The sequence below is a fragment of the Anaeromyxobacter sp. PSR-1 genome, assembly GCF_000964525.1.
In the GTDB taxonomy this organism is placed as follows: domain Bacteria; phylum Myxococcota; class Myxococcia; order Myxococcales; family Anaeromyxobacteraceae; genus Anaeromyxobacter.
This window is the reverse complement of sequence record NZ_BAZG01000180.1, coordinates 1-9,105: the sequence shown is the minus strand read 5'-3', so window position 1 is coordinate 9,105 and position 9,105 is coordinate 1. Positions and strand designations below refer to the sequence as shown.

At 76.1% G+C, this 9,105-nt stretch carries 9 protein-coding genes; 7 read left to right on the top strand and 2 right to left on the bottom strand.

The window, feature by feature from the left end; translation table 11 throughout:
* Positions 1-155: 155 nt before the first annotated feature.
* Complete coding sequence (locus PSR1_RS19215) at positions 156-548, top strand: TonB family protein (protein ID WP_237758154.1); 393 nt, start codon at positions 156-158, stop codon at positions 546-548.
* 26 nt (positions 549-574) lie between these two features.
* Here PSR1_RS19215 and PSR1_RS19210 read toward each other — a convergent pair whose 3' ends face one another.
* A complete protein-coding gene (locus PSR1_RS19210) occupies positions 575-1,825 on the bottom strand; it encodes a M48 family metallopeptidase (protein WP_059439035.1) in 1,251 nt (416 codons plus the stop codon).
* 89 nt (positions 1,826-1,914) lie between these two features.
* Here PSR1_RS19210 and PSR1_RS19205 point away from each other — a divergent pair, with 89 nt between their 5' ends.
* From PSR1_RS19205 to PSR1_RS19180, 6 genes are all read left to right on the top strand, one after another.
* Positions 1,915-3,315, top strand: coding sequence for a VWA domain-containing protein (locus tag PSR1_RS19205; protein ID WP_059439034.1), 1,401 nt, complete (start codon positions 1,915-1,917; stop codon positions 3,313-3,315).
* Positions 3,316-3,395: 80 nt separating this feature from the next.
* Positions 3,396-4,790, top strand: coding sequence for a tRNA (N6-isopentenyl adenosine(37)-C2)-methylthiotransferase MiaB (miaB, locus tag PSR1_RS19200; RefSeq protein WP_059439033.1), 1,395 nt, complete (start codon positions 3,396-3,398; stop codon positions 4,788-4,790).
* Positions 4,787-5,218 (top strand): VanZ family protein, encoded by a 432-nt coding sequence (locus PSR1_RS19195; RefSeq protein ID WP_059439032.1) that lies wholly within the window; start codon positions 4,787-4,789, stop codon positions 5,216-5,218. The genes miaB and PSR1_RS19195 overlap by 4 nt, the downstream gene beginning before the upstream one ends.
* Positions 5,219-5,231: 13 nt before the next feature.
* Positions 5,232-5,759: a gamma carbonic anhydrase family protein gene (locus PSR1_RS19190; RefSeq protein WP_059439031.1), complete on the top strand. Its 528-nt coding sequence runs from the start codon at positions 5,232-5,234 to the stop codon at positions 5,757-5,759.
* Complete coding sequence (locus tag PSR1_RS19185) at positions 5,756-6,220, top strand: cyclic nucleotide-binding domain-containing protein (protein ID WP_059439030.1); 465 nt, start codon at positions 5,756-5,758, stop codon at positions 6,218-6,220. Before PSR1_RS19190 ends, PSR1_RS19185 begins: the two co-directional genes overlap by 4 nt.
* Before the next feature lie 136 nt (positions 6,221-6,356).
* A complete protein-coding gene (locus tag PSR1_RS19180) occupies positions 6,357-7,031 on the top strand; it encodes a DedA family protein (protein WP_059439029.1) in 675 nt (224 codons plus the stop codon).
* A gap of 3 nt (positions 7,032-7,034) precedes the next feature.
* On the opposite strand, the gene PSR1_RS19175 is transcribed toward PSR1_RS19180, so the two are convergent.
* Positions 7,035-9,105, bottom strand: a 2,071-nt coding sequence (locus PSR1_RS19175) for an Hsp70 family protein (protein ID WP_059439028.1), incomplete at its 5' end; no start/stop codon positions are given.

Below are 9,105 nucleotides of genomic sequence, written 5' to 3'. Positions count from 1 at the left end.
AGCCGGCCCCCGCGCCCGCACCTCGGCCGTCCGCGGCGCGCGCCCCGGAGCGCGCTTCGGAGCGCGCTTCGGAGCGCGCTTCGGAGCGCGCTTCGGAGCGCGTTGCCGAGCCGGCCCCGTCGCGCGGCGCGGGCTCGGTCGGCCCGGCCACGCTCGTGTCGCTCGATCACGCCGACGGCGATCGCGGCGGCTGGTCCGACGTGCCGCTGCCGCCGCCGCCCGCGGGCGCGACGCCGGTGGAGGACGCGCCGCGCTACGCGGCGGCCGGGTTCCGCAAGCCGAACCTCCTGGTGCCGCGCTGCGTGCAGGACGCCATCCGGCTGCCGCGCGACGCGCGCGAGCGGGTGAGCGGGCCGGTGACGGTGCGCTTCGCGGTCGCGAAGGACGGGACGGTGGGGCTGTTCCAGGTGATGGGCGACCTGCCCGACCGCCGCGTCGCCGACGCGATCTGGACGGCGGTGCGCGGCTGCCGCTTCGCGCCCGGCGCCGACGCCGCGGGCAAGCCCACCCGGCTCTGGGTGGTGATGCCCATCCGCTTCGACGAGTAGCGCGGGAGGGCGCGCTTCCCCGGCGCTCAGCCGGCGGGGGCGGCCTGCGCCCGGATCGCCTCGAGCCGCTCGACCAGCGTCGGGTGGCTGTAGTGCCAGGCGCTGTACCAGGGGTGCGGGTGCAGGTTGGAGAGGTTCTCGCCGTTCAGGCGCACCAGCGCGCTCGCGAGCGCGTCCGGCGCCCGCGCCAGCGCGATCGCGTAGCGGTCCGCCTCGTACTCGTGGCGGCGGGACATCTGCGCGGCGAGCGGCGCCAGCCAGAACACGAACGCGCCGCCGCACAGGGACAGCAGCGCGACCGCCGCGTGGAGCGACGGGCCGTCGAAGCCGAACGCCGCGTAGAGCGGCGGCCAGGGCACGAGCCGCGACAGGACGAACAGCATCACCAGCGTCCCGGCGAGCGACAGCGCCAGCCCGCGGTGCACGTGGTGCCGGCGGTAGTGCCCGATCTCGTGGGCGAGCACGCTCGCCGCCTCGTCCACGCTCATGCTCGCCACCAGCGTGTCGAACAGCACGATGCGCGGCCGGAAGATGCCGGTGAAGTACGCGTTCGAGTGGCCGGAGCGGCGCGACGCGTCCATCACGAACAGCCCCCGGTTCGCGAACCCCGCCTCGCGCGCCAGCGCGTCGAGCCGCTCGCGGAGCGGCCCCTCCGGCAGCGGCTGGAAGCGGTTGAACAGCGGCGCGATCAGCGTCGGCCACGCCCACAGCAGGAGCACCTGCACCACCACCAGGAACGCGAACAGCCAGAGCCACCAGTGCGCGCCGGAGAAGCGCATGAACCCGTAGACGGCGTACAGGACGGGCACGCCGATGAGGACCTGGATGGCGAGGCTCCGGGCGCGGTCGCCGAGCCAGGTGCCCAGGCTGGTCCGGTTGAAGCCGAAGCGGGTCTCGGTGACGAACGTGCGCCAGGCGGAGAAGGGGAGGGCGAGCGCGGCGCCGCCCACGGCGAGCAGCATCAGGTACGCCACGAAGCGGTGGGGGCCGGCCAGGCGCGCCGAGACGGCGCGGTCGAGCCAGGGCAGCAGGCCGGAGAACAGCACCGCGAGCGTGGCCGCCGCCGAGCACAGCCCGTCCACGAGCGCCAGCCGCCCGTTCGCGAGCGTGTAGGCGCGGCTCCGGGCCGCGATCTCGTCGCTCACCTGCCCCGCGAGCGGGGTCGGCACGCCCCGCACCCGGCGGACGTGGCGGAGGTTGAGCGCGAGCAGGCCGGTCTCCACCGCCAGCTGGACGGCGAACAGCGCCAGGAAGACGGGCACGACCAGCGGTCCCATGGCCTCCCGTCATACACCGACCCCGGCGCGCGCGCAGCCGGCCCCGCCGTCCCGGCGCGCCGGCCGGCCGGCCCGGTTAGACTCGCGGGGTGGACGCCCTGGTCTCCGAGCTCGCCCGGCTCCTGCGCGCGAACGGCGTGCGCGTGTCGCCCGCCGAGGTGGCGGACGCGGTCGCCGCCGGCGCGCTGGTGGGCGTCGAGGACCGGGGCGCGTTCAAGGCCGCCCTGCGGGCCACGCTGGTGAAGCGCGCCGCGGACGTGCCGGTGTTCGAGGCGCTCTTCGACCTGCTGTTCTCCGGGATGGGCCGGCTGGTGGCCGGGGCCGAGCGCGGGCTGCTCGCCGAGCTGGGGGAGCAGGGGTTGCTCGAGCCCGACGACCTGGAGATGGTCGCCTGGACGCTGGGCGAGCTGGCGTCCGCGATGAGCCCGCTCGCCCTCGCCGCGCTCCAGGGGGATCCCGGGCTCCTGGCCAGGCTGCTCCGCGCGGCCGCGCAGCAGCTCGACTTCGCCGCGCTGGCGAGCGCCGGTGCGACCGGCTTCCAGGGCCGGCGCCTGCTCGCGGCGGCCGGCGGCGCGGCGCTCCCGGCCGACGCGGCCGCGCTGGAGCAGGCGCTGCGGGCGCGCGGGCTGGACCCGGCGAAGCTGCAGCTCGTGTCGGAGCGGGTCGCCGCCGCGCTCCGGCGCGTCGAGGACGCCGCCCGGCGCTGGGCGGAGCTGGAGGCGGGCGCGCGCAGCGTGCGGCGCGCGGAGCAGGGGCGCGGCGGCCTCGCGCCGCTCTCGCGCGACGAGCTCGCGCGCACCGAGCGCGCCGTGAAGCGGCTCGCCGAGCGGCTGAAGAGCCGGCTGGTGCGGCGGGACCGGAGCCGCCGCCGCGGGGTGCTGGCGGTCCGGCGGACGCTCCGGCGCAACCTCGGGCTGGGCGGCTTCCCGGCGCAGGTGGTGTTCCGGCGCCGGCGCCCGCAGCGACCGGACGTGGTCGTCCTGTGCGACGTCTCCGAGTCGGTGCGCCACGTCACCCGGCTGATGCTGCTGTTCCTCTACACGATGCAGTCGCTGTTCAGCCGCGTCCGCACGTTCGTGTTCGTGGCCGACCTCGCCGAGGTGACCGCGCAGCTGCGGGCCGAGCGCGAGCCGGCCCGCGCCGCGGACCTGGCGGTGGCCGCGCGGGCGGTGAGCCTGGCGGCCAACTCCAACTACGGCCGGGCGCTGCGCACCTTCCACCGCGCCGCGCTGCCCGCCGTCACCCGGCGCACCACCGTGCTCGTCATCGGCGACGGCCGGAACAACTACAACCCCCCGGAGGCGTGGGTGCTCGAGGAGCTGCGCCGGCGGGCCCGGCGGGTGCTGTGGATGTGCCCCGAGCCGCGGCACCTGTGGGGCACCGGGGACAGCGAGCTGCCGCTCTACGCGGCCCACTGCGACCGCGTGGCGCCGGTGACCACGCTCGCCGAGCTGGAGGGGATCGCCGACGCGCTGGTGCCCGGCCGCTGACGCGGCGGGTCCCGGTCCGGCCGCCCCCCGCGACGGGCGGTGATTGACTCCCCGCCCACCCTTCCATAGGTTCCGCGCCGATGTCCGATCTCGTGCCCCTCTCCAGGAAGCCGGCCCCCGCCGCGGGCGGGCCCGCCGCCTCGCCGGCGGCGCCGCCGCGCAAGGTCTACGTCCACACGTTCGGCTGCCAGATGAACGAGTCCGACTCCGACCGGATGGTCGAGCTGCTCGGGCGCCACGCCTTCGCCCGCGCCGCCAGCGCGGACGAGGCCGACCTCATCCTGCTCAACACCTGCGCGGTGCGCGAGAAGGCCGAGCAGAAGCTGCTCTCGGCGCTGGGGCGCTACCGCGAGGTGAAGGCGCGCCGCGGCGCGCTCATCGCGGTGTCGGGGTGCGTGGCGCAGCAGGAGAAGGACCGGCTGCTCGCGCGCGTGCCGTACGTGGACTTCGTCTTCGGGCCGGACAACATCGGCCGGCTGCCGGAGATGGTGGAGCGCGCCCGCGACGAGCGCTTCGCCGAGACCGGCTGGATGGACTCGGAGGAGTACGTGTTCCCGCGCGCCGACGCCGAGGCGGCGCGCGGCCGGGCCACCGCGTTCGTCACCGCCATGAAGGGCTGCGACAACGTCTGCGCGTTCTGCATCGTGCCGCACACCCGCGGGCGCGAGGTGTCGCGGCCGTTCCCGGACGTGGTGGCCGAGTGCGCCGCGCTCGCCGAGGTGGGCGTGCGCGAGGTGACGCTCATCGGGCAGAACGTGAACTCGTACACGGGCGGCTGCACCTTCGCCGACCTGCTCCGGCGCGTGGCGGCCGTGCCCGGGATCGACCGCATCCGCTTCACCACCAGCCACCCGCACGACCTCTCCGACGCGCTCGTCGAGGTGTTCCGCGACGAGCCGAAGGTGATGCCGCACTTCCACCTGCCGGTGCAGTCCGGCTCCGACGCCGTGCTGCGCCGGATGCGCCGGGACTACTCGGTGGCGGAGTACCTCGACCGCTTCGACCGGCTGCGCGCCGCCCGGCCCGGCATCGCCATCACCACCGACTTCATCGTGGGGTTCCCCGGCGAGACCGACGCGGACTTCGAGGCCTCGCTGGCGCTGCTGGAGCGCGCGCGCTTCGAGCAGAGCTTCAGCTTCGTGTTCAGCCCGCGGCCGCACACCGTCGCGGCCGTGCGGCTCGGCAGCGCGCCGGAGTGGCAGGAGGTGCCGCGCGAGGTCGCGGTGGCGCGGCTCGAGCGGCTGCTCGCGGCGCAGCGGCGCATCGCCGGGGAGATCCTGGCGGCCGAGCTGGGGAAGGTGGTCGAGGTGCTGGTGGAGGGCCCGTCCGACGAGCCCGGCGAGCGGCTGGGGCGGACGCCCGAGAACCGCGTGGTCCACCTGGCCGCGGACGAGGCGGCCGCGCCCGCCGGCGCGCGCGTCCGGGTGCGGATCACGCGCGCGGGCGGCAGCTCGCTCTCGGGCACGCTCGCGTGAGCGCGGAGCTCCGGGCCGGGGCGGGGGCCGTCGCCGCCCCCGTCGGGAGGGGCTGGCGGGTGCTGGCGGCCGCGGGCGCGACCGCGTACGCCGGGCTCATCTTCTGGCTCTCCTCGCGCCCGGATCCGCTGCCGTTCGTGCCGAAGGGCATCTTCTCGCACGACAAGATCGTCCACGCGTCCGCGTACGCCGTGCTCGGGGCGCTCCTCGCGCTGGCGCTCGCCGGCACGCGGCTGGCGCGCGGGCGCCGGCTGCTCGTCGCGGCGGCGGTGCTGGCCAGCCTGTACGGCGCGAGCGACGAGTGGCACCAGGCGCACGTGCCGAACCGGCAGCCCGACGCGTTCGACTGGGCGGCCGACACCGCCGGGGCGCTGGCGGGCGCGGCGCTCGCCGCCGCATTCTTGCGGCGCCGGTCGCGCGCGGGCTAGCATCCCGGGCGCGATGCCCATCCTCCTGCCGTACGCGGGCGCGAGGCCCCGGCTGCACCCGACCGTCTTCGCCGCGCCCGGCTGCGTCGTCACCGGCGACGTGGAGGTCGGCGCCGAGGCGTCGCTCTGGTTCGGGACCGTGGTGCGGGGGGACGTGAACACCGTCCGGATCGGCGCCCGCACCAACGTGCAGGACGGGACCGTCATCCACGTCACCACGCGCACGCACCCCACCGTCATCGGCGAGGACGTCACCATCGGCCACCGCGCCGTGCTGCACGGCTGCACCGTGCACGACCGCTGCCTCATCGGCATCGGCGCGATCGTCCTCGACGGCGCGGTGGTGGGCCCGGACGCCATGGTCGGGGCCGGCGCGCTCGTGCCGCCCGGCGCGGTGGTGCCGCCGGGCACGCTGGTGATGGGCCAGCCGGCGAGGCCGAAGCGCCCGCTCACGCCGGAGGAGATCGCGTTCCTCCGGACCAGCGCGGCGAACTACGTGGCGTACGCCGCGCGCTACCGCGCCGAGGGGGGCGTCCCATGACGGTGGTCGAGGCGCTCCAGCGCTCGGTCCTGTTCCGCGACTTCACCGAGACCGGCCTGCGCATCTTCGCGAGCGTCGCCGCGGAGAAGGCGGTCCCGGCCGGCAGCCCGCTGTTCGTCGAGAACATGGTGGGCGAGTCGATGTTCATCGTGAAGACCGGCACCGTGCGCGTGACCCAGCGCGGGCCCGACGGGGAGCGCGAGCTGGCCGTGCTGGGGCCGGGCGAGCACCTCGGCGCGCTGGCGCTGCTCGGCAAGAGCGTGCGCCTGGTGTCGGCGGTGGCGGCCACGCCCTGCGAGGTGCTGGAGCTGGCCCAGCGCGACTTCGCGCGGCTGCAGCCGCAGAAGCCGCAGGCCTGCCTGAAGCTGGCGCTCGCCATCGCCGCCGACCTCTCGGCGAAGGTGGCGGAGAGCCGCGAGTTGCTGCGCGGCCTGGCGGCGGCGAGACCCTCCGCGCCGTGACCCGGGCGCACGGGACGTGCGCGACGCGCGCCCGCGAACGCGGGCGGGCGGCCTGCGCGCGGGCGCACGTGCCGCGTGACCTCCGGGCGGACATGCGGTAAGCCGGGATCCCGGGAAGGAGCGCGAGGCACCGCGGATGCTCGAACGCCTGGTCGAGTTGCTCGGAGGGCACTCCCTCCACGTCGGTTATGCGTTCGTCTTCGCCGTGCTGGTGCTGTGCGGCTTCGGCCTCCCCATGCCCGAGGACGTGATCCTCGTCACCGGGGGCGTGCTCGCCTGGCTCGCGAGCGACCTCGAGTCGGCGTCGATCGCCGGGATGCTCCGGGACGACGGGCTGCTGTTCATGGTGGCGGTGGGGCTGGCGGGCATCCTGGCGGGCGACTCGGTGATCTTCCTGGCCGGCCGGAAGTTCGGCGCCCGGGTGGCGGACTTCCGCCCGCTGCGCCGCATGATCACGCCCGAGAAGCTCGAGAAGGTGGAGAAGCTCATGCGCCGCCGCGGCAACGTGGTGGTGGTGGTGGCGCGCTACCTCCCGGGCATCCGCATGCCGACCTACTTCACGGCCGGCCACGCGGGGATGCCGTACTGGGAGTTCCTGCTGTTCGACGGCGCCGCGGCGCTCGTCTCGGCGCCGCTCTGGGTCTGCCTCGGCTTCTACTTCGGCTCGAACATCGAGGAGGCGGCGCGCCTCGCGGCCCGCTTCAGCCACTACATCCTGCTCGGCGTGGGCGTGGTGCTGCTCGGGCTGTTCCTGCGCTGGCTCCAGACGCGCCGGGCCGTTCCGGCGTCGCCGGACGGCGACCGCGACTGACGCCTACCGCGCCTCGCTGCGGCCCAGCAGCCGGCGCAGCAGCCCGCCCAGCCCGCGCGCGGCGCCGCTCGCCGCGGCCTCGCCGGCCGGCTCGGCGGCCTCCGCGGGCGGCACCGGGAAGCTGCCGGTCGAGACCGCCGGGGCGCCCTCGCGCTCCAGCCGCCGGCGGGCGCTCGCGGCGCCCTCCCGCGCCGACATGACCGCCTGCACCTTGCGCCCGGTGTTCAGCTCGCGGGCGGTGACGGTGAGCAGGCACTCGGCGCCCAGCTCGAACGTCACCGCGATCTTCACCATCCCGCGCGGCCCGGGCGGCAGCCCCTCCAGGCGCAGCGTGCCCAGGTACTCGCAGTCGTCGGCGTGCGCGCCCTCGCCCTGCAGCACCACCAGCTCGAACTCGGTCTGGCCGTCGTGCGAGGTGGTGAGCCCGTACTGCTTGCGCGCCGGGAGCGGCGTGTTCCGCTCCATGATGGTCTTCACCCGGCCCCCCGGCAGCCCGATGCCGATGGACATGGGCAGCACGTCGATGAGCACGACGCCCTCGGCGCCCTGCAGCGAGTGCGCGAGCAGGGCCGCGCCGACCGCGACGGCCTCGTCCGGGTGGACCGCCCGCGACGGCGCCCGCCCGAAGAACTCGCCGACCTTCTGGTGCACGAGCGGCATGCGCGACTGGCCGCCCACCAGGATCACCTCGTCGATGTCGGTGGTGGAGAGCGAGCGGGCCGCGAGCACGTCGCGGCACACCGCCAGCGTCCGGTCCACCAGCGGCGCGACCAGCTCCACCACCTCGTCGCGGGTGACGGCCAGGTCCAGCGAGAGCGGCCGGCCGTCGGCCAGGGCCAGGAACGGCAGGTCCACCCGGTGCTCGGTGCGCTCCGAGAGCGCGCACTTGGCCCGCTCCGCCGCGTCCACCATGCGCGACAGCGCCACGCGATCGCCGGCGAACGGCGCGCCGTGGGCGCGCTCCCAGGCGGCGAGCATCCGCTCCACGATGCGGTTGTCGAAGTCCACGCCGCCGAGGAAGGTGTCGCCGCCGGTGGAGACCACCTCGTAGACGTTGTCGTTCAGCTCCAGCACCGAGGCGTCGAAGGTGCCGCCGCCCAGGTCGTAGACCAGCACCCGCTGGTCGAGGTGCCGCCCGAACGCGTACGCCAGCGCCGCGGCGGTGGGCTCGTTCAGGATCCGCTCCACCTTCAGGCCGGCCAGCGCGCCGGCGTGCCGGACCGCCGCGCGCTGCCGCTCGTTGTAGTAGGCGGGCACGGTGATGACGGCGCGGTTCACCTCCTCGCCGAGGTGGTTCTGCGCGACCTCCTTCACCTCCGCGAGCACCAGCGCCGAGACCTGCTCGAGCGTGAGCGTCTCCGGCCCGAGCCGCACCGCCGCGAGCCCGTCCGGCCCGGCCACGATCTCGTAGGCGAACTTGCCCTTGATCTCCTGGACCACCGGCGACTCGAAGGCGCGGCCCACCAGCCGCTTCGCGCCCCAGACCGTGGCGCGCGGGTTGGTGAGGAGCTGCGCGCGGGCCAGGTGCCCGACCACGATCCGGTTGCGCGCGTTCAGGGCGACGATCGACGGGACGGTGTTGTAGCCCTCGCGCGAGGGGATCACGTACGGCCGCCCGTCGCGCACCACCGCCGCGCAGGAGTTGGACGTGCCGAGGTCGATGCCGATGACGTAGCGCGACGGCCGGGTGATGGGGACCGGCTCGTCCGGCAGCCCGGTGGCGACGCGGGCCGGGCCGGCCTCGAGCTGCTCGACGCGGTGCGGGCGCGAGAGATCGGCGAGCGCCGGCACGGGCGCCGCGGGCGCCGCGAAAGGCGAGGGCGCCGGCGGCGGGGTCGCGGTCGCACCCGCACGAGGGAGCGCGGGCGGCGTGGCGGCGGGCGCCGGGGTCGGGGTCGGCGGGCGCGCCACCGGCGCCGGCGAGGCGGGCAGGGGAGCGCGCGTCGGCGCCGGGGTGCGCTCTGGCCGCGGCGCGATCGGCGCGGGCGCGCCCACGCCCGGCGCGGCGCCGCGCAGCTCCTTCCGCGCCGCCATCCGCTCCACCAGCGCCTGCGAGCGCTCGTCGAGCCAGGTG